17 protein-coding genes are annotated in these 19,633 nt (G+C 64.4%); 8 read left to right on the plus strand and 9 right to left on the minus strand.

The window, feature by feature from the left end:
• The first annotated feature begins 145 nt into the window (after positions 1 to 145).
• Both ABIB99_RS06260 and ABIB99_RS06265 read left to right on the plus strand, forming a co-directional pair.
• A complete protein-coding gene (locus ABIB99_RS06260; RefSeq protein WP_354175103.1) occupies positions 146 to 952 on the plus strand; it encodes a rhomboid family intramembrane serine protease in 807 nt (268 codons plus the stop codon).
• A gap of 190 nt (positions 953 to 1,142) precedes the next feature.
• The gene (locus ABIB99_RS06265) at positions 1,143 to 1,571 is read left to right on the plus strand and encodes a CBS domain-containing protein (RefSeq protein WP_071912650.1); all 429 of its coding nucleotides are present in this window, start codon (positions 1,143 to 1,145) and stop codon (positions 1,569 to 1,571) included.
• Positions 1,572 to 1,590: 19 nt separating this feature from the next.
• On the opposite strand, the gene ABIB99_RS06270 is transcribed toward ABIB99_RS06265, so the two are convergent.
• Positions 1,591 to 2,634 carry a patatin-like phospholipase family protein gene (locus tag ABIB99_RS06270; protein ID WP_354175106.1) on the minus strand — a complete coding sequence of 348 codons (1,044 nt, stop codon included), beginning with the start codon at positions 2,632 to 2,634 and terminating at the stop codon, positions 1,591 to 1,593.
• 244 nt (positions 2,635 to 2,878) lie between these two features.
• Here ABIB99_RS06270 and ABIB99_RS06275 point away from each other — a divergent pair, with 244 nt between their 5' ends.
• Positions 2,879 to 3,952 carry an RgsD C-terminal domain-containing protein gene (locus ABIB99_RS06275; protein ID WP_063982501.1) on the plus strand — a complete coding sequence of 358 codons (1,074 nt, stop codon included), beginning with the start codon at positions 2,879 to 2,881 and terminating at the stop codon, positions 3,950 to 3,952.
• Between the two features lie 274 nt (positions 3,953 to 4,226).
• Here the strand turns inward: ABIB99_RS06275 and ABIB99_RS06280 are convergent, their stop codons facing one another.
• The gene (locus tag ABIB99_RS06280) at positions 4,227 to 5,120 is read right to left on the minus strand and encodes a LysR family transcriptional regulator (protein ID WP_354175107.1); all 894 of its coding nucleotides are present in this window, start codon (positions 5,118 to 5,120) and stop codon (positions 4,227 to 4,229) included.
• Between the two features lie 103 nt (positions 5,121 to 5,223).
• Here ABIB99_RS06280 and ABIB99_RS06285 point away from each other — a divergent pair, with 103 nt between their 5' ends.
• Together ABIB99_RS06285 and ABIB99_RS06290 are read left to right on the plus strand one after the other, a co-directional pair.
• Positions 5,224 to 6,207, plus strand: coding sequence for an aldo/keto reductase (locus ABIB99_RS06285; protein WP_354175108.1), 984 nt, complete (start codon positions 5,224 to 5,226; stop codon positions 6,205 to 6,207).
• A gap of 276 nt (positions 6,208 to 6,483) precedes the next feature.
• The gene (locus tag ABIB99_RS06290; RefSeq protein ID WP_014494328.1) at positions 6,484 to 6,714 is read left to right on the plus strand and encodes a hypothetical protein; all 231 of its coding nucleotides are present in this window, start codon (positions 6,484 to 6,486) and stop codon (positions 6,712 to 6,714) included.
• 44 nt (positions 6,715 to 6,758) lie between these two features.
• Here ABIB99_RS06290 and ABIB99_RS06295 read toward each other — a convergent pair whose 3' ends face one another.
• Positions 6,759 to 7,751, minus strand: coding sequence for a zinc-dependent alcohol dehydrogenase family protein (locus ABIB99_RS06295; RefSeq protein WP_354175109.1), 993 nt, complete (start codon positions 7,749 to 7,751; stop codon positions 6,759 to 6,761).
• Positions 7,752 to 7,854: 103 nt separating this feature from the next.
• Between ABIB99_RS06295 and ABIB99_RS06300 the strand changes: the two genes are divergently transcribed.
• Entirely contained in the window at positions 7,855 to 8,703 is an 849-nt protein-coding gene (locus tag ABIB99_RS06300) for a LysR family transcriptional regulator (protein WP_354175286.1), read from the plus strand.
• Between the two features lie 69 nt (positions 8,704 to 8,772).
• Here the strand turns inward: ABIB99_RS06300 and ABIB99_RS06305 are convergent, their stop codons facing one another.
• From ABIB99_RS06305 to ABIB99_RS06315, 3 genes are all read right to left on the minus strand, one after another.
• Positions 8,773 to 9,174 carry a nuclear transport factor 2 family protein gene (locus ABIB99_RS06305; RefSeq protein ID WP_038944930.1) on the minus strand — a complete coding sequence of 134 codons (402 nt, stop codon included), beginning with the start codon at positions 9,172 to 9,174 and terminating at the stop codon, positions 8,773 to 8,775.
• A gap of 21 nt (positions 9,175 to 9,195) precedes the next feature.
• Positions 9,196 to 9,918: a methanethiol S-methyltransferase gene (mddA, locus tag ABIB99_RS06310; protein WP_354175287.1), complete on the minus strand. Its 723-nt coding sequence runs from the start codon at positions 9,916 to 9,918 to the stop codon at positions 9,196 to 9,198.
• A gap of 110 nt (positions 9,919 to 10,028) precedes the next feature.
• Positions 10,029 to 10,292, minus strand: a complete 264-nt coding sequence (locus ABIB99_RS06315; RefSeq protein ID WP_063982505.1) for a DUF1127 domain-containing protein — start codon at positions 10,290 to 10,292, stop codon at positions 10,029 to 10,031.
• 152 nt (positions 10,293 to 10,444) lie between these two features.
• Here ABIB99_RS06315 and ABIB99_RS06320 point away from each other — a divergent pair, with 152 nt between their 5' ends.
• Positions 10,445 to 12,061: a bifunctional AfsR/SARP family transcriptional regulator/alpha/beta hydrolase gene (locus ABIB99_RS06320; protein ID WP_354175111.1), complete on the plus strand. Its 1,617-nt coding sequence runs from the start codon at positions 10,445 to 10,447 to the stop codon at positions 12,059 to 12,061.
• Positions 12,062 to 13,141: 1,080 nt separating this feature from the next.
• Positions 13,142 to 15,604, plus strand: coding sequence for a putative bifunctional diguanylate cyclase/phosphodiesterase (locus tag ABIB99_RS06325; RefSeq protein WP_354175112.1), 2,463 nt, complete (start codon positions 13,142 to 13,144; stop codon positions 15,602 to 15,604).
• On the opposite strand, the gene ABIB99_RS06330 is transcribed toward ABIB99_RS06325, so the two are convergent.
• The 3 genes from ABIB99_RS06330 to thrS all read right to left on the minus strand — a co-directional run bounded on the left by ABIB99_RS06330 (position 15,590) and on the right by thrS (position 19,612).
• Positions 15,590 to 16,849 (minus strand): serine hydrolase domain-containing protein, encoded by a 1,260-nt coding sequence (locus ABIB99_RS06330; protein ID WP_354175113.1) that lies wholly within the window; start codon positions 16,847 to 16,849, stop codon positions 15,590 to 15,592. The genes ABIB99_RS06325 and ABIB99_RS06330 overlap by 15 nt on opposite strands.
• Positions 16,850 to 16,912: 63 nt before the next feature.
• On the minus strand, positions 16,913 to 17,476 hold the full coding sequence (locus ABIB99_RS06335; protein WP_028154760.1) for a nitroreductase family protein: 564 nt from the start codon (positions 17,474 to 17,476) through the stop codon (positions 16,913 to 16,915).
• Positions 17,477 to 17,569: 93 nt separating this feature from the next.
• A complete protein-coding gene (gene thrS / locus ABIB99_RS06340; RefSeq protein WP_354175115.1) occupies positions 17,570 to 19,612 on the minus strand; it encodes a threonine--tRNA ligase in 2,043 nt (680 codons plus the stop codon).
• Positions 19,613 to 19,633 lie beyond the last annotated feature (21 nt).

Consider the following 19,633-nt stretch of genomic DNA (forward strand, 5'->3'; position numbering starts at 1 on the left):
ACCGGAAGACCGACACGGACAGGCAGGGCTTTCCCAGGGCCCTGCCTTTTCCTTTTGTGCACTTGCGCAAGGCCGGCAAAGGCGACTATCTCCAAGGCCTGTCGTTAAGCCTGTCGCTCCGATCGCGCCTGAAAGCGAAGCTGCCTTGGATTCCCCGCAAGATTCTCCGCCGGAGATACCGGCCGTTGTCGAGGAAGCTCCGCGCGAGCCGATCCTGACGCTGCCGGTCGCGCTGACCGCCTATATCCTCCTTTTGGCGGTGATCCATCTGCGGGTGCTGCTGCCGCCGGAGCTCGAGAACTGGACCATCGACGTCTTCGGCTTCATCCCGAAGCGCTATGATTCCTCGCTGCTCAACCTGCAGATCCCCGGCGGGGCCGGCGCCAAGGTCTGGACTTTCGTCACCTATTCGCTGCTGCACGCCAATCTGACCCATCTCGGCTTCAATGTGCTGTGGCTGCTGCCGTTTGGCAGCGCGCTGGCGCGGCGCTTCGGCGCGATCAGGTTCTTCCTGTTTCTCGCGGTGACGGCAGCGGCCGGCGCGCTCGCCCATCTCGTCACCCATGAGCACGCGGTGGCGCCGATGATCGGCGCCTCGGCCTCGGTGTCCGGCGCGATGGCGGCGGCGATCCGCTTTGCCTTTGTCCGCGGCAGCTTCCTGTCGTTCAGCCGATCAGACGCCGATACCGCCGCAAAGGTTCCGGCACTGCCACTGTCGCGCGCACTGCGCGACGGGCGGGTGGTCGGCTTCCTCGCCGTCTGGTTCGGCGTCAACATCATCTTCGGCGTCGGCGCGATCGGCGTCGATTCCGAAACCACGAGCGTCGCCTGGCAGGCACATATCGGCGGCTTCTTCGCGGGCCTTCTGCTGTTCGCGCTGTTCGATCCCGTGCCGCGCGTGCGAAACGATGCTGCGGATGCGTCATCACAGGACATTTCAAACCGCATTTGAAGCGCCGCTTGCGGCGCCGCCCGAATTCATCCATCATTCCCGAGAAGAATGTTCCGAAGCGACAAGCCGCTAGCGGCGATGCTTCGCAAAGCGCCTCAGCGTGCAACCGGCGCCTAAACTGTTAGTTGAAGACTCGACGAACAAGTCCGGTCCGCGAAATGCGGACGGATCCGATTCAGGGAGGCCGACAATGACGGTACGTTCCATTCTCAACACCAAGGGCCACCAGATCATGAGCGTCGAGCCCGACGCCAAGCTGGCTGCCGCGGTCAAACTGCTCGGCGAGAAGAAGATCGGCGCGGTGCTGGTGATGAACCAGAGCCGGCTCGAAGGCATCCTGTCCGAGCGCGACATCGTGCGCGTGATCGGCGAGCGCGGCGCCGGCGCGCTGGAGGAGCCGGTCTCCCAGGTCATGACCCGCAAGGTGGTGACCTGCAAGGAGACCGACACGGTCGCCGAGCTCATGGAGACGATGACCACCGGCAAGTTCCGCCATTTGCCGGTCGTCGACGATGGCAAGGTGGTCGGCCTGATCTCGATCGGCGACATCGTCAAGCGCCGCGTCCAGGAATACGAGGCCGAGCAGGAAGCCCTGCGCGACTATATCAAGACGGCCTGAGCGGCCTTACTCGTCGGCCTCACTCGTCTGCCTTGGGCTCGCCGGTTTTGGGCGCGCTGCCCGCTGGCGCTGGCGCGAGCACCTCGATCGCCTCCTGGATCGACTCCAGCGCGCGCTCGGCGGCGCGGGTGCCGTGCGCGATCAGATCCTCGCCGCGGTGGAAGTCGAACCAGCCGAAATGACCGACCCGCGGCGTGATCAGGAGATCGGGCGGATCGCCGGCGAGGCGCGCGCGGGTAATGCGGTCCTGCATGATGTTGAAGGCGTCGACCATCACCGAGGAGATGCCTGGCCGTCCGGCGCCGCCGAAGAACTCGCGCTTCATGGTTTTCTCGGGCGAGAACAATCGCGGAAAGCGCCGCTTCGCCGTGGTCGCTTCGGCCGCCGGCGGGACCGTCTCGGGCACCGCGCCGTGCGAATAGATCGTCGTGGAATGGGTGAAGATGTCGCTGGAAAGATTTGCGGCAATGACGATTTCGGCACCGAGCGCGCGGGCGGCCGAGACCGGCACCGGATTCACCAGCGCGCCGTCGACCAGCCAGCGGTCGCCGATCAGGACGGGCGAGAATATGCCGGGCAGGGCGTAGGAGGCGCGCATGGCGTCGACCACGCGGCCGCGCGTCAGCCAGATCTCGTGGCCGGTACGGACCTCGGTCGCGACGGCGGCGAACTTGATCGGAAGATCCTCGATCAGGGTCTGGCCGACCGCGTCCTCGAGCCGGGTTGCCAGCTTCTCACCGCCGATCAGGCCGGAGCCGCTCAGTCGGATGTCGAGATAGCCGAGGATGTTGCGCATCCCCTGCAGGCTGCGTCCCCACTCCTGTAGCGTATCGAGCCGGCCGGCCGCATAGAGGCCGCCGACCACGGCGCCGATCGAGGTGCCGACCACGACGTCAGGCACGATGCCATTGGCGGCCAGGGTTCTGAGGATGCCGATATGCGCAAAGCCGCGCGCCGCGCCACCGCCGAGCGCCAGGCCAATGACCGGCCGTCGCACGCTACCAAGACCGACCTTCTCTCCATTGGAGCCGTTCGCGCCCCGACCCTTCAAGATATCAAGCACCGAAACCCTCCTACCCCGGGCCAGCCCTCACAGCAGAGTAGGCGCCGTACTTCCGCTCCGCCAGAACGAGGGCAAAGCATGGTTTATACCGTTCGGGAAGCAGGGGGCAGGAGTGTGGCGAGGAGCGGCTGCCTCCCGTTTAATCACGCAGGCGTCAACCGGGTTCCAAAGAACTGTATCCGGCCGTATTCCCCGGGGATTCGGAGGCTTGAATTTGCCGCGTTTTCGGTGAAAAGCAGGTGGCATGACTCTCGGGGGTGACGGCATCATCGGATGGCGGCGCAGCACATCACTGCTGCCGACGCTGATCCTTGCTGCCTGCCTCTATATCCTTGGTCAAAATGCAGCGCGGGCGCAGCTTTTCTCCGATCGGCCGCCCCCGGTGCCGCCTGCCTCGGTGCCCGATCCGGGCGGCGCCGTCAGCCTCGCGCCCCCCTCCGGCCCGGGCGCTGCCCCGCCGAGCCTGCCGCCGACCCTGCTGCAGCCGAACACGCCCAGCATGCCCCCGCCTGCGGTCAGCACCGTGCCGGCGGCCCCGCCGCTCAACGCGGCCGTGCCCGGCCAGGGCGTTCTGTCGCTGACCGCGAAATACGGCAAGGACACACCCGCGATCACCAGCGGCCTGGTCTGGCGCGTGTTTGCCGACCGTCCTGACGAGAACGGCACCTTCAAGCTGATCCGCGAGGATCGGAACGCCACGCCGAACATCGTGCTGCCGCCGGGCAATTACGTCGTGCACGTCGCCTTCGGCCTCGTCAGCGCGGTGCGCACCGTCAGCCTGAAGGCCGAGACCGACCGCGAATCCTTCGTGCTGCCGGCCGGCGGCCTGCGCATCGAGGGCCGCGTCGGCACCAGCCGCATTCCGCAGAACCAGATCTCGTTCGCGATCTACAAGGGCAGCCAGTTCGAATCCGGCGAGCGCGCCTCGCTGGTGCCGAACGTCGCCGCCGGCGACGTCGTGCTGATCCCGGAGGGCACCTACTACATCATCTCCAATTATGGCGACGCCAATTCGGTGGTGCGCTCGGATATCCGCGTCCAGGCCGGCAAGCTCACCGACGTCACCATCACCCACCGCGCCGCCGTGATCACGCTCAAGCTCGTCAGCGACAGGGGCGGCGAGGCGCTCGCCAACACCGCCTGGTCGGTGCTGACCCCCGGCGGCGACGTCATCAAGGAATCGATCGGCGCCTTCCCGCGCGTCGTGCTCTCCGAAGGCGAATACCGCGCCATCGCCAAGAACGAGGGCAAGGTCTACGAGCGCGGCTTCAACGTCGTCAACGGCGTCGACGGCGAAGTCGAAGTGGTCGCGCGCTAGTCTCGTGTCCCGGACGCGGTGCGGCATGCAATGCCGCTCCGCAGAGCCGGTACCAAGGAAGCCACAAGCACATATCTCGATAGATGGGCCCCGGCTCAGCGGCGCACCGCTGAAGGAGCGCTGCGCCGCGTCCGGGGCACGAGAGCGCAGTTTCGACGCGCAGCTGTTTCCTCACCGTCATTGCGAGCGCAGCGAAGCAATCCAGAGTACCTCCGCGGAAAGATTCTGGATTGCTTCGCTGCGCTCGCAATGACGAGGAGGAGAGCCGCCCCCCTCACTTCCGATAGCGCAGCGCCTCCACCAGCATGGCGAACGCCGGCGTTGGCTGCCGACGGCTCGGATAATAGAGGTGATAGCCCGCAAACGGTGCGCACCAGTCGGCGAGCACGCGGATCAGCCGGCCGTCGGCGATCTCGCGCTTCACGAGATCGTCGGGGATATAGGCAAGACCAAGCCCCGCCAGCACGGCATTCATCCTGAGCAGGCCGGTGTTGAACACGAGCTGGCCGTCGACCCGCACCTTCATGGCGCGGCCGCGCTTCTCGAATTCCCAGGCATAGATCCCGCCATAGGTCGGCAGGCGGAGGTTGATGCAATTATGCTCGGTGAGATCCTGCGGCAGCTTCGGCTTGCCCCGCGCGGCGAAATAGGCGGGTGCGCCGATCACGGCCATGCGCATCTCCGGCCCGATCCGCACCGCGATCATGTCCCTGGCGACCTGCTCGCCGAGGCGTACGCCGGCGTCGTAGCGCTCGGCGACGATGTCGGTCAGGCCATAGTCGACGACGAGCTCGACCTTGATATCGGGGTAGCGCGGCAGCAGCTTTGCGAGCGCCGGCCACAGCACCGTCTGTGCGGCGTGCTCGCCGGTGGTGATGCGGATCGTGCCCGCCGGCGTCTCGCGGAGCGCGGTCAGCGCCGACAGCTCTGCGTCGATCTCCGCAAAGCGCGGCCCGACATTGCGGAGCAGACGTTCGCCCGCTTCCGTTGGCGCGACGCTGCGGGTGGTGCGGGTGAGCAGCCGCAGGCCTAGCCGTTCCTCCAGGCCGCGCACAGTGTGGCTGAGCGCCGACTGCGACACGCCGAGCTGGGCTGCCGCGCGGGTAAAGCTGCGCTCGCGCGCGACCGCAAGGAAGGCCAGGAGGTCATTGACGTTGGTGCGGGTCATTCATGAATCCATCTCATCAGTACATACAGCTTTTATCATCTAATCGCAGGCCGGCGCGTGGCCTAAATTCGCTGCCGAACATGAACTCTAGGGAGAGCTGACGATGCAGATGCGAAAACTGGGCAAGAGCGGCCTCGAGGTCTCGGCCCTCGGCCTCGGCTGCATGGGCCTGAGCTACGGCTATGGCCCGGCGACCGAGACGTCGCAGGCGATCGCGCTGATCAGGACCGCCGTCGCGCGCGGTGTGACCTTCTTCGACACCGCCGAGGCCTATGGGCCCTTTGCCAACGAGGAGCTGCTCGGCGAGGCGCTTCAGCCATTCCGCGACAAGGTCGTGATCGCCACCAAGTTCGGTTTCAAGGGCGGCAAGGTCGAGGCCGGGCTCGACAGCCGGCCCGCCAACGTCAAGGCGGTGGCGGAGGCTGCCCTGAAGCGGCTCAAGACCGATCGCATCGATCTGTTCTACCAGCACCGCGTCGATCCCGACGTGCCGGTCGAGGAGACCGCGGGCGCGGTCAAGGACCTGATCCAGGCCGGCAAGGTGCTGCATTTTGGCCTGTCGGAAGCGGGTGCGCAGACCATTCGCCGCGCCCATGCGGTGCAGCCCGTGACCGCATTGCAAAGCGAGTATTCGCTGTGGTGGCGCGAGCCGGAGCAGGAGATCCTGCCGACGCTGGAAGAGCTCGGCATCGGCTTCGTTCCGTTCAGCCCGCTCGGCAAGGGCTTTCTGACCGGCGCGATCACCGAGAGCACGACGTTCGATGCGAGCGACTTCCGCAACATCGTGCCGCGCTTCTCATCCAGCGCACGCAAATCCAATCAGACCCTCGTCGATCTGCTTGGCGAGATCGCCGCAATGAAGAAAGCGACGCCGGCGCAGATCGCGTTGGCCTGGCTGCTCGCGCAGAAGCCGTGGATCGTGCCGATCCCCGGCACCACCAAGCTGCACCGGCTCGAGGAAAATCTCGGCGCGGCTGCGGTGACGCTGTCGGACGCGGATCTCACTGCAATTGCAGGGGCGCTGTCCAAGGTCGCCGTGCAGGGCGACCGCTATCCTGCGCATCTCCAGGCGCGAGTCGGCCGCTGAGCTGCGGCGTGAATGCCCGGTGAGCGTTCGCTTACCGGGCATACGCGTCTTGTGTTCCGACTTGAATACCTTTGCCAGCGCTAGCAAGCAGCGTTGCAAGCAGCGTTGAAGGAAGCGATTAACACCGCCAGCACAGGCTTATTCCGCAAGCGTCGCGACTTCGTCATAGCCGGTGGAAGATACGGATTTCCGATAATCAATTTTATTCTCTTTCCGTCCTGCTGCGCTATATGTCGGGCATCCGTCTAACGGGGGAGGCCGGAGCAGGCGCATGACTTGCGAGACCGGCAGAAGCAGGGGACCAAGCCCGTCGGCATGTTTGAAGTGATCATCACCAGGCGTAAGCGGTTTGGCTGGCGATGGCAGGTGTGCCAGTCCGGCAAGATATTTGCCGATGGCTTCGAGCGCACCCGGCCGTCCGCCAAGTATCATGGCGAGCGCGCACTGTTCTTCCTGTTGTCGCAGGCTTACTTGCGCAATCGCTCCGCGGCGGCCAGCGAGGACTAGCGGCGGGAGCAGCAGACAGCTCCATCCGGGCTACGAGCCTCACCTCAGATGTCGACGACCAGCTTGCCCTTGGCGGCGTGATCCCGGATCAGAGCGTAGGCATCACCAACACTTTCCAGCGTGAAGCGCCTTGCATCGACCAGCGGCGCGAGCTTGCCGGCTTCAACCAGGCGCGTCGCTTCCGCCATGATCTCACCGTGATGCGCGCGGCCTTCGCCTGATAGCAGCGGCAGCAGCGCGAACACACCGGAATAGCTGGCGGCGCGGAACGACAGCGGCGCAAGCGCGTGCGTGCCCCAGCCCAGCGCGCTCACCACATGGCCAAAACGGCGCACGGCTTCGAAGGAGGCATCGAGCACCTTGCCGCCGACGGTGTCGTAGACGATGTCGAAGCCGCGGCCGCCGGTATGCTCTGCAACGTAAGCTTCGATCGCAGTGCCGCGGTCGATGAACACAGCGCCAAAGCCTTCGATGGTGGCGCGCTGCGCTGCCGAGCCGGTCGCGAACACGTCTGCTCCGATGGCGCGCGCGATTTGGATCGCGACATGGCCGACGCCGCCGGCACCGCCGTGAATCAAAACCTTCTGGCCGGCCTTCAGCGCCGCGCGATCGATCAGGCCTTCCCAGGCCGTGATGAAGATCAGCGGCAGGGCGGCCGCTTCGCGCATGCTGAGATTGGCGGGCTTGGGCGCCAGCAGGTCGGCATCGACCGCGGCGAACTCGGCGAGCGATCCCGGCACGCCGCCGACGCCGCCGGTCATGGCATAGACCTCGTCGCCCGGCTTGAACCGCGTCACGTCGCGCCCGGTCTGCTCGACCACGCCGGCGAGATCGATTCCGAGAATGGCGGGCAGCGGATGGCGCGCATGCGCCGCCGCGCCGGCATGAATCTTGGTGTCGAGCGGATTGACCCCGCTCGCATGCACCCGCACCAGCACCTCGCGCGGCCCGGCCTCGGGCGTGGAGACGGTTGAGAGGCGCAGCGGCGCGTTGTGGGTCTCCAGGATCGCAGCCCGCATCGTCGATTGTCTCGTCATGATCGTCTTGCTCCGTTGTTGGCCTCCAATATGCCCATGAATTTTTGCATGGAAATAAACAAGGATGTACGATGATCGTGCATTTATGTATGAGGGGATTTCGATGGACTGGAGCGATCTGCGCATCTTCCTGGCGATTGTGCGCGAAGGCACGCTCGGAGCTGCCGCACGCAAGATCGGCCAGACCCAGCCGACGATGGGGCGGCGGCTTCGCGCGCTCGAAACCGCGCTGGGACAAACGCTGTTCCAGCGCACCGCCGATGGATTTGTGCTGACCGACGAGGGCGCCGCCGTGCTGCGCCACGCCGAGCGGATCGAGGAGGAGGCGCTCGCGCTTCAGCGCCACGCCTCGGGTGCGGAGACGCAGCTTGACGGCATGCTACGCCTGTCGTCGTCGGACTGGTTCGGCACGGTGATGCTGTCGCCGGTGATCGCCGCCTTCGGCAAGCGCCATCCCAAGGTGACCGTCGAGCTCCTGACCGATGCCCGTCTCTACAGCCTGCCGCGGCGCGAGGCCGATCTCGTCTTCCGCATCAAGCCGTTCAGTGAGCCCGAGGTGATCTCGAGAAAACTGCTCCACATTCCCTACGCGCTGTATGGCAGGAAGGGCAGCAAGCCGCCGCGCGCCGGCGACGGCAGCGGCGCCCGCGTCGTCACCATGAATGCCGAATTCGGCGACATGCCAGATGCGATCTGGTTGAAGCGCACGCTGCCGAATGCGGAGATCGCCTCGCGCAGCAACAACCGGCAGGCGCAGGCGGAGCTGTGTGCCGGCGGCGGCGGGTTCGCCGTGCTGCCACGCCCCCTCGGCGATCGCGACCGCCGTCTCGTCGCGCTCGACATCGGCGCCACGCCGCCCGGCCGCGACACCTATGTCGGCTATCACCGCGATCTCCGGCGCCTGGCGCGCCTGCGCGCGCTGCTCGATCTGGTGATTGAACGGTTGGCATGACGGCCTGCAGGGTGGATTAGCCTTTCGGCCGTGCGAAGCGCAGTCGACAGGCGTAACTCACCCTACGGACTAGATTCGCTCGAAACAATCGTAGTTGCGAATCCTGAAGATCAGCCCGTCACGGAATTCGAAGAACTGCGCAAAACGGGCGCGCATAGTGTCGCCGGGAGCAAGCTTGCCGACGCCGACCGCCAGTGTTGCAGTCCAGATCGTCTCCATCACCACGCAATTGCCTGACGCAAGGGCGTTGACGATTTCGAACGATTGCGAGGCAAGGATGTAACGGGATCTGTCGTAAGACGCTCGCAAGTTGATGAAATCGCGCACTGCGCCCTGCGGCAGGAGAAGGTTTGGAAATTCCTCCTGCACGATATCATCGGCATAAAAGGCCTCGACGGTCTGGCGGGGCTTCGCCGCGGCGACTGCCGCGACGAAGGCTTTTGCACGATCGATCAAATCCTGTCCGGTCACGATGGTGCCTTTCCAATCTGTTCAGAAAAGGCCCGGCAACAGCATCGCGACGCGCTCCCGATACTTTCGGTACTCGTCGCCGAAGAGCGCCACCAGATCGCGCTCCTCGAGCCAGATGCCGACGAAGATATAGGCCGTTGTCACTGATGCGAACATCAGGTGTCCGAGCGTCATCACCGGTGTCGACCAGAAGGCGATGATGAACCCCAGATAGATCGGGTGGCGGATGAGGCGATACAGGCCCGGCGTCTTGAACTTGACGGGCGCGGTGAGCCGGCCGGCGAAATGGCTGATAACCTGTGTCAAGCCGAACAGTTCGAAATGGCTGATGAGGAATGTGCTGTAGAGCACAATCAGCCAGCCCAGGAACTCGCCCGCAATCACGAGCCCGGCCAAGGCGGGAGACTCGATGTTCCAGATGACCGTCGGAATCGGTTGCCATTGCCAGAACAGCAGCAAGAGCGTCAGGCTTGCCAGTAGCACGTAGCTGGAGCGCTCGATGACCGGCGAAGCGCAGCGCGCGAACAGCCGCTTGAACCCCTGCCGCGCCATGCCGCTATGCTGAACCGCGAAGGTCGATAGCAACAGCAGATTGATGGCGAGCGCGTTGGTTAGCGAGGTCGGCGCGCCGGTGTCGATGGTCTTGGGCACGATATATTGCGTGACGAAGCCGATGGCATAGAGGAACGTGCCCAGAAAGATCAAATAGGCACTGGTCCCGTAGACGAGGGCCGCGGACTTCATCGCCAGCGCGAAGGGGCGAGTGGGTGCTGTACCTGGCCCGTTTTGAATCGTGATAGACATCATCTTCTCCTAGTCTTTGGCGAGGATCGAATTGAACTGATGTGGTCGTCTCACGCCTGCCGGAAGCGGCTCCATCGAGACCGTGCAGCGCGTTCGATGAGGTCATCGAACGGGCCGCGATAGAGACCCACATCCTTCAACGCCCGGTCGTCCAGCGGGCGCAGGGCGACGAGCGCCGCCCGGCGCTCGTGATGGGCAATGGCGGCGGCGATCCAACCGTTCAGCAGGCGCCGGAACCTCGCGAGAAGCAGCGGAATGCCTCGGCGCCCGAAGGGCGCCGCGAGGCTTGATGTGGATAGGGAAATCAGGGTCACGTGTTTGTGCCTTTTCAAATGTGCGCCGGGTAGCGCGTTGTCTCCTTTCTAGAGGACGGCGGTGAGCGGCTCGTCAGGGCAGGCGTGAAAAAACCGTCAAAAACGCGGTCGAGGCTGCTAGAATTGCGCCATTTGATGCCGAGAGGGTGGGAATGCCGCGGTTGACCTTGCTGGGTTCGTTTTCCATGGACCGGGGCGGGCCGGTCACCTTGCGCAACAAGAAGGCGCAGGCCCTCGTGGCATTTCTGGCCATGAACCCTGGGGTCGTCCATGTTCGTGAGCGGCTTGCGGCGTTGCTCTGGCCCGACAGTCACGAGGACGCGGCGCGACAAAGCTTGCGCCAATGCATCAGCATGCTGCGACATGATTGCGCCGAGCTGCCGCTGTCCGCCGATCACGACCTGCTTGGCTTCGATATCGGCGCCGTCACGACCGACGTCGTCGAATTCAAGGATGCGGTATCCGATCCGTCCATCGCCAATTTGAAACGTGCAGCGGAGTTGTATCGCGGCCCCTTTCTCGAGGGACTGAACGCGCGGTCCGATCTTTTCGACGAGTGGTTATTGGGCGAGCGGACCCGGTTGCGCGCCGTCGCCACCTCTGCCTTCCATACGCTGCTGCAGGAATTACAGCTTATCGGCGCACGGGAGGAGGCGATCGCGTTGGCGCTCCGTTTGTTGGCGATCGATCCGTTGCAGGAAGAGGTGGATTGCGCCTTGATGCGGCTCTACTCCGAGCAGGGGCAGACCGCGTTGGCGTTGCGGCAATACAAGCGCTGCGAGGCGATCCTGCGCAAAGAGCTCAACGTCGAGCCGGATCAGGAGACGAGGGCGCTCTACCAGCAACTCCTGCGACATCGGTCGCAGCATCGGGTGCCGCCCGGGGATGTGGCCGCCGCTGAGCCGACGGTTTCGCCGAGGCAGCTCAAGCAGAACGTTCGAACCTGCACCGCGCGCGACGGGGTGCGCATCGCCTATGCGTCGGTCGGCGCCGGGCCGCCGCTGGTGAAAGCCGCCAATTGGCTCAATCATCTGGAATTCGACTTTGCGAGCCCGGTCTGGCAGCACTGGATCGAGGCGTTGAGCCGCGACAACACGTTCCTGCGCTACGACGAACGCGGTACGGGCTTGTCGGACTGGGATGTCTTCGACATCTCCTTCGACGCTTTCGTGCGTGATCTCGAGACGGTCGTCGATGCGGCGGGGCTCGAACGTTTTCCCCTGCTTGGCATTTCTCAGGGTTGCGCGATCTCGATAGCCTACGCCGTGAAGCACCCGGAGCGTGTCAGTCATCTCGTTCTTTACGGCGGATACGCAAAGGGTTGGCGCCATCAGGACCCGTCAAACGTGGCCCGCCGGGAGGCATTGACAACTCTGGTCCTCGAGGGGTGGGGGCAAGAAAGTCCGGTGTTTCGCCAGATATTCACGTCCCTCTTCATTCCTGAAGCAAATGCCGAGCAGGCGCAGTGGTTCAACGATCTGCAGCGGATTACGACGTCGCCGCAGAACGCCTTCAAGCTTACGAATATCTTCGGCGAAATCGATGTGCGGCATCTGCTGCAGGATGTACGAACGCCGACCCTGGTGTTGCACGCTCGTGCCGACGCGAGCGTAAAGTTCACGGAGGGGCAGGAACTCGCTGCTCGGATTAAAGGCGCAACATTCGTTCCGCTCGAGAGTCCCAATCATATCTTGCTGGGGACCGAGCCGGCCTGGTCGGTATTTCTGGACAGTGTAAGAAGGTTTCTCGCGCCCGATCGCTGTCGGTGATCGTGCTTACCGAGTTTTGCGCGACGGGCAAAACACCGAACTCAGGGTAGAACGCTGTCAATCGCCTTCAACGAAAATAATTCGCTTTATAAGAATTCGGAAACGGCGTATGTGTTGCCTCACTTCGGCCCAAGGAAGAGGGGCGTATCGCGATCGTCACGAACGCGGGCCGGGCGGCGGTGGACGTGGGCCACACTGGTGCAAAGGGCTTCGCAGGGCGGGCAACCGTGAGCGAAGCACGTCGCACGCACGACCGGTGTGATCCACGTACGGCCAAATCGTGTCGTCCTGGCGCCCGGGGTCTGTGCGCCAAGTCTTGTGGTCGTGCGTGTTGCCCAACCGGACACGCGCATCAGCCATCCGCAAGGCGACGGGGGCAATAGTGCATCGCTCCCCGGGGAGAGCACGACATACGCCGTTCCAACCACTGCGCAGGGAAGGCCGGGATGTCTTGGCTACACCTGTATGCCGCTGTGCAGATTTCTCACCACAATTTCGCACAGTGGACCGCGGGTGCCAGCCGGCTCCCGGTCTTCCCTGCGCCCTCTTTCATTTGAGGGTGAGGCGATCAGGCAAAGCTCGGGCGAAATGCGCCGCGAGGATGCGAGCCCATGTCAGTCACTCAACGACGCTCTCGTGCCCCGGACGCAGCGCAGCACGAAGTGATGCGCTGCAGAGCCGGGGCCCATGCGTCAGTGTGTTGTGTCACCTACTGGGTCCCGGCTCTGCGCCGCACCGCTACGCGCTGCGTCGCGTCCGGGACACGAGAGAGGCCGGCGCGGCTCCTGCACACTTCGTCATTGCGAGCGCAGCGAAGCAATCCGGAATCTTTCCGCGGCGGCAGTTCGGACTGCTTCGCTGCGCTCGCAATGACGAGGATGAAGCAGCTGTGCGCCATAACTTCACTCTCACGCGCACGAATCGCATTTTAGGCAACCGTCATAGTCTCTAACGCGCACTAACCAACACCTGACTTAAAACTGTCATAATCGCCGAATGGAACCCGCACCTGCGGCCTTTTTACACGGCATTAAGCGCGGCTGCATTGGATGCCCCAGGGAAAGTGCGTTGGGGACTGCAATGACTGCCGCGAAGAAGATGCCGGGAAAACCGGCCGCCGAAATGTTTGACGACATCCCGGTGCTTCAACGCAAATGGCGTGCCGCGTTGAAGCCGGGCGAACGGCTGCCGCGCTATGAGGACGTGATGCTTGGGAGCCTCGGACGGCTCGCCGACCACATCGCGCTGCTGAAGAACGATGGCGCGCTCGAATTGTCGCGCAGCGGGCGTTACGTGCAGAAATGGCTCGGCGAGGAGCGCTGGGATATCCCGGTCGCCGAGCTCTCGCCCGATTGCGCCACGGCGCTGTCGGAAGCTGTAGCGAGCGCGCTCGAGAACGGACGGCCGCACCAGGCAAGCGCCCATTGCGTGCGCGACGGCATGGTCCGGACCTACGATGTGCTGGCGCTGCCGACCGCCTCGCGCTGGGGCGCCACGCTGGTTGGCGCCTACGTCAACGAGCGCGGTGCGCAATACAATCTTTTGGACGCGATCTTCTCGTCGACCGATGACGCCGTGGTTTCGCTGGCGACGCTACGCGATGCCGCAGGCAAGCCGTTCGATCTCCAGATCGTGCACCACAACAAGAGCGCCGGAGCGCTGCTGAAAGCCGCGAGCGCGGGCCTGTTGTGGCGGCGGATCGGCGAGGGGAACACGCTATTGGCCTCGCCCGAAATCATGGACTTCCTGCTCAAGGTCGTCTCCGGCGGCCGCGGCGAGCAGCTCGAGATCGAGGACGACGGACGTTACCTTCGGCTCAGCGCCACCGCCTTCGCCGATCTGGTCTCGTTGACGATCTCCGACGTCACCGCGTTGAAGCGGCGCGATGCCTCGTTTCGCCTGCTGTTCGACAACAACCCGATGCCGATGTGGGTGTTCGAGGCACAGACCAAGGAATTCCTCAGCGTCAACGATGCCGCGGTCCAGCACTACGGCTACAGCCGCGCCACCTTCCTGCGGATGAAGCTGCACGAGATCTGGCCCGAGGACGAGTGGGACAGCCACGCCGAGGCGCTCGAACGCATCGGCGACACCTATCATTCCTCGCGCAACTGGCGCCATTTGTGTGCCGATGGCAGCGAGATCGAGGTGCTCACTTTCGGCCGCCGCGTCGCCTTCGACGATCGCGACGGCTATCTGGTCGCGGTGGTCGACATCACGGAGCGGCGCAAGGCCGAGGCGCGGATCGCCCACATGGCGCACCATGACGGGCTTACCGATCTGCCGAACCGCGAACATTTCCAGCAGTGCTTGAAGCAGGCGCTCGACCAGGCCGGCGGAAAACGGGTCGGCGTGCTCTATATCGATCTCGACCTGTTCAAGAACATCAATGATTCCTTCGGGCATCCGGTGGGGGATCGCCTGCTGAAGCAAGTTGCCGAACGCCTCACCACCGCGGTCCGCGGCGGCAATCTCGCGGCCCGGCTTGGCGGCGACGAGTTCGCCGTGTTCCTGGCAGCCGACGTCTCGCCGAACGAAGCCAGCGCCTGCGCGACCTTGCTGATCGACATGCTGAAGGCGCCCTATGATCTCGACGGCCAGGAGATGGTGATCGGCGCCAGCATCGGCATCGCGCTGTCGCCCGGCGACGGGACGACGTCGGAGGAGCTGATGCGCAATGCCGACATGGCGCTGTACCGGGCGAAGTCCGATGGCGGCGGCGTGCACCATTTCTTCGAGCGCGAGATGGACCTTCAGGCGCAGAAGCGCCGCGACATGGAGCTCGATCTGCGCCGCGCCTTCGCCAATGGCGAGTTCGAGCTGCATTACCAGCCGCTGGTGTCGATCGCGTCCGACCGCATCTCCGGCTTCGAATCGCTGTTGCGCTGGCGTCATCCCGACAAGGGCATGATCTCGCCGGCGGAATTCATTCCGGTCGCCGAGGACATCGGCCTCATCACCCAGCTCGGCGAGTGGGTGCTGCGCGAAGCCTGCGCGGAGGCGGTGAAATGGCCTGTCGACGTCAAGGTCGCGGTCAATCTGTCGCCCGCGCAATTCCGCAGCCGCAACCTGGTCCAGGTCGTGATTTCCGCGCTTGCGCAGTCCGGCCTGTCGCCGAAGCGGCTCGAGCTCGAGATCACCGAGTCGATCTTCCTGGCGGAGACCGATGCCAATCTTGCGATCCTGCATCAATTGCGCGAACTCGGCGTCAGCATCTCCATGGATGATTTCGGCACCGGCTATTCCAGCCTCAGCTATCTCCGTAGCTTCCCGTTCGACAAGATCAAGATCGACCGTTCGTTTGTGAAGGATCTGGCGCAGCGGCCCGATTGCGTCGCGATCGTGCGCGCCATTTCGGGGCTTGGCCGCAGCCTCAACATCACCACGACGGCTGAAGGCGTCGAGACCGAGGATCAGCTCGACTGGCTGCGCGCCGAAGGCTGCAACGAGGTGCAGGGGTTTCTGTTCAGCGCGGCGCGGCCCGCCGCCGAGATCGCAAAGCTGCTGGCCGATTTCGGCCAGCGCGCCTCACGGGCGGCGTAGTCCTTCGGGATAGCAGCCGTAGACCAGTTCCTTGAAGGCGGGCGTGATGCGACTGCGCTCGTTCTGGGTCTGCTGCATCAAGAGGTAGACCATGTCGAGCTTGGGATCGACGCCGAAATAGGTGCCGCTGCCTGAGTCCCATTTCAATTCGCCGATCGATCCGGCCGGCGGCGGCTTCGCATTGCCGGGATCGGTGCGCACACCGATGCCGTAGCCATAGCCAAAGCCATCGCCCGGAAAATAGAAATAGTCGCGGCCCACACCGGAGCCGGGCCCGACGTGATCGGTGGTCATCGCCTTGAACACGGCGGGGCTGAGGTAACGCTTGCCCTCGAACTCGCCGCCATTGAGCAGCATCTGGGAGAAGCGCTGATAGTCGGTGATGGTCGAGAGCAGCCCGCCGCCGCCGGATTCCCATTCGGGATGGTCGAGGCGGTCGCGCTCGCCGGCGAGCAGGACCGGATCGCTCGGCAGCGGCCGCGCCATCCGGGCGCGCTCCTCCGGCGTTTTCAGTACGAATTTGGTGCTGCTCATTCCGAGCGGATCGAGAATGCGCTGCTTGAGGAATTCATACAGCGTCTGGCCCGAGATGATCTCGATGACGGCGCCGAGCACGTCGGTGGAATGGCCGTAGCGCCACAGCGTACCGGGCTGGCGCGTGAGCGGCAGCTTGGCGATGCGGTCGGCGAATTGCCTGTTGTTGAAGGGCCCCTCGAAAATATTGGCGGCCTGGTAAACCTGCATCACCCATGGGGCGCCGATATAGTCGTAGCTGATGCCCGAGGTTTGCCGCAGCAGATCCTCGATGTTGACAGGGCGGATCGGCGGCTCGAGTTCGACCTTCGAGGTGCCCTCCGGCTCCACGCCCACCTTGGTGTCGGCGAACAGCGGGACGTATTTCGACACGGGGTCGGTGAGCGCGAGCCTGCCCTCGTCGATCAGCATCATCGCGCCGAGACACGTGATCGGCTTGGTCATCGAGTGGATGGCGAAGATCGTATCCGGCGTCATGGCGAGGCCGGTCCTGGTGTCGCGCACGCCGAAGTTCTTCAGATACACCGGCTTGCCGTGCTGCTGCACCAGGACCACCGCGCCCGGCAGGCGGCCAAGCGTCACCTCGTTGTCAAAATAGGCGGTGATGCGGTCGAGCCCGTCAGCCGACGGGGCAGGGATGTCGGCGGCGCGGCTGCGCCCCATCGTGCTGGCCAGCAGCGCGGCCCCGACCAGAAATTCACGACGCTTCATCCGGGCTTCCTCCCTCGCCGGGATCAAAGCCGCAAGACGTTGGAGGCGTCAACAAGACATCGATTAAAAACGCGTCACGATTTCCGAAAGGAACGGTCGCGGACGGTCTTCGCTTGGCTTGGTCGGCGTGCCGATATGGACGAGGCCGGCGAGCTTTTCGTCCGGCTTGAGGCCGAGGCCGTCCAGCACGTCGCGATCGAAGGCGAACCAGCCGGTCAGCCAGCAGGCGCCGTAGCCGAGCGCGGTCGCGGCCGTGACAATGTTCATGACGCTGGCGCCGGCCGACAATTCCTGCTCGAACGCCGGCACCTTCGGATGCGGCTTGGTGAAGCTGACGATACCGATCACCAGCGGCGCGTCGGTGAGGCGTTTGCGCTCGGTCTCGATGTTCGCCGCCGGTGCGTCCGGATTCTTGCGGGCAAAGACCGTCGCGATGACCTCGCCGGCCCGCTCGCGGGCGTCACCCTCGAAAATGATGAAGCGCCAGGGCGCGAGCTTGCCGTGGTCGGGCACGCGCGCGCCGATGGTGAGGATGGTTTCGAGCTCGGCGGGGGAGGGGCCGGGCCCGGTCATCTCGCGCGGCTTGACCGAGCGACGGGTCTTCAGGAGTTCGATGGCGTCGGGCACTGCGATGTCCTCTTCGGCTGGTCGTCGGGCGTGCCATGCCGAGATAAGCATGCACGCCCGCAACCGGAAGCGAGTTTAGATCGATTTCAGGACTCAAGCCGCCTCGCGCGCCCGCCGGACGTCCGGTGGGGTGGCCTCGTCGACGAGGGCGGCGAGCGCCTCCACCGTCGTCATCACCTTCTGGCCGTCGCTGCCGAGCCGGCGGACGGAGACCGACTGCGTCTCGGCCTCCTTCTTGCCGCACACGAGCAGTGCCGGAATCTTGGCCAGCGAGTGCTCGCGGACCTTGTAGTTGATCTTTTCGTTGCGCAGATCGATCTCGGCCCGAAGCCCCGCGCGCCGGACCTGTTCCAGCACTTGCTTGGCATACTCGTCGGCCTCCGAGGTGATGGTGGTGACCACCACCTGCACCGGGGACAGCCAGAGCGGGAAATTGCCGGCATAGTGCTCGATCAGGATGCCGATGAAGCGCTCCATCGAGCCGCAGATCGCGCGGTGCACCATCACCGGCGCCTTCTTGCCGCTGTCATGGTCGATGTAGAACGCACCGAACCGCTCCGGCAGGTTGAAGTCGACTTGCGTGGTGCCGCACTGCCAGTCGCGGCCGATGGCGTCGCGCAGCACATATTCGAACTTCGGCCCGTAGAAGGCGCCTTCGCCCGGATTGATCTCGGTCTTGATGTGATTGTTCTGCGACTGGATCTCGCGCAGCACCGTCGCCATCACGCGCTCGGCGTGATCCCACATCGCATCGGTGCCGACGCGCTTCTCGGGCCGGGTCGAGAGCTTCACCGTGAGATCGCCGGTGAAGCCGAAATCGGCATAGGTCGACAGGATCAGGTCGTTGATCTTGAGGCACTCGTCGGCGAGCTGGTCTTCCATGCAGAAGACGTGCGCGTCGTCCTGGGTGAAGCCGCGCACGCGCATCAGGCCATGCATGGCGCCGGAGGGCTCATAGCGATGCACCACGCCGAACTCGGCGAGGCGCAACGGCAGGTCGCGATAGCTCTTCAGGCCGTGCTTGAAGATCTGCACGTGGCCGGGGCAGTTCATCGGCTTCAGCGCAAACCAGCGCTTGTCCTCGGCCTCGTCGCCGGCCGACTGCGCTGCGAACATGTTCTCGCGATACCAGCCCCAATGGCCCGAGGTCTCCCACAAGGACTTGTCGAGGATCTGCGGCGCATTGACCTCGCTGTAGTCGCCGGCGAGACGCCGGCGCATATAGGCGATCAGCTGCTGGAAGATGGTCCAGCCCTTGGCGTGCCAGAACACGACGCCCGGACCTTCTTCCTGGAAGTGGAAGAGGTCGAGCTCGCGCCCGAGCTTGCGATGGTCGCGCTTTTCGGCTTCCTCGATCTGCTTCAGATAAGCGTCGAGGTCCTCCTGCTTCGCGAACGCCGTGCCGTAGATGCGGGTCAGCATCGGGTTGTTGCTGTCGCCGCGCCAATAGGCGCCGGCCACCTTCATCAGCTTGAAGGCGCTGCCGACCTTGCCGGTCGAGGTCATGTGCGGGCCGCGGCAGAGATCGAACCAGTCGCCCTGGTAGTAGATCTTGATCGGCTCGTTGCCGGGAATGGCGTCGACCAGCTCGACCTTGAAGGCCTCGCCCTTGTCGCGGAACACCTGCTTGGTCTTCTCGCGATCCCAGACTTCCTTGGTGAAGGGTTTGTCGCGCGCGATGATCTCGCGCATCTTCTTCTCGATCGCGGCAAAGTCTTCCGGCGTGAACGGCTCGTTGCGGAAGAAGTCGTAGTAGAAGCCGTTCTCGATCACGGGGCCGATGGTGACCTGCGTGCCCGGCCACAGCGTCTGCACGGCTTCGGCGAGCACGTGGGCGCAGTCGTGGCGGATCAACTCGAGCGCGCGCGGATCGTCGCGGTTGATCAGCTCGATCTTGGCATCGGCTTCGATGGGATCGTCGAGATCGGCGACCACGCCGTCGAGCGCCATCGCGACCGTGCGCTTGGCCAGCGACGGCGAAATGCCCTTGGCGATCTCGAGGCCGGTGATGCTCTTGGCGTATTCGCGCCGGGCGCCGTCGGGGAAGGTGAGGGTGATCTTTTCGGGCGGGGTCACGGGTCTCAGATTGCTGAGGCTGTATTGAAAGCCGGATTCGGATTTGGGCTGGTCGGTCATGCTTTTCTCCTGAGGCTCACT

The organism is Bradyrhizobium sp. LA6.1 (genome assembly GCF_040547805.1).
GTDB lineage: Bacteria > Pseudomonadota > Alphaproteobacteria > Rhizobiales > Xanthobacteraceae > Bradyrhizobium > Bradyrhizobium barranii.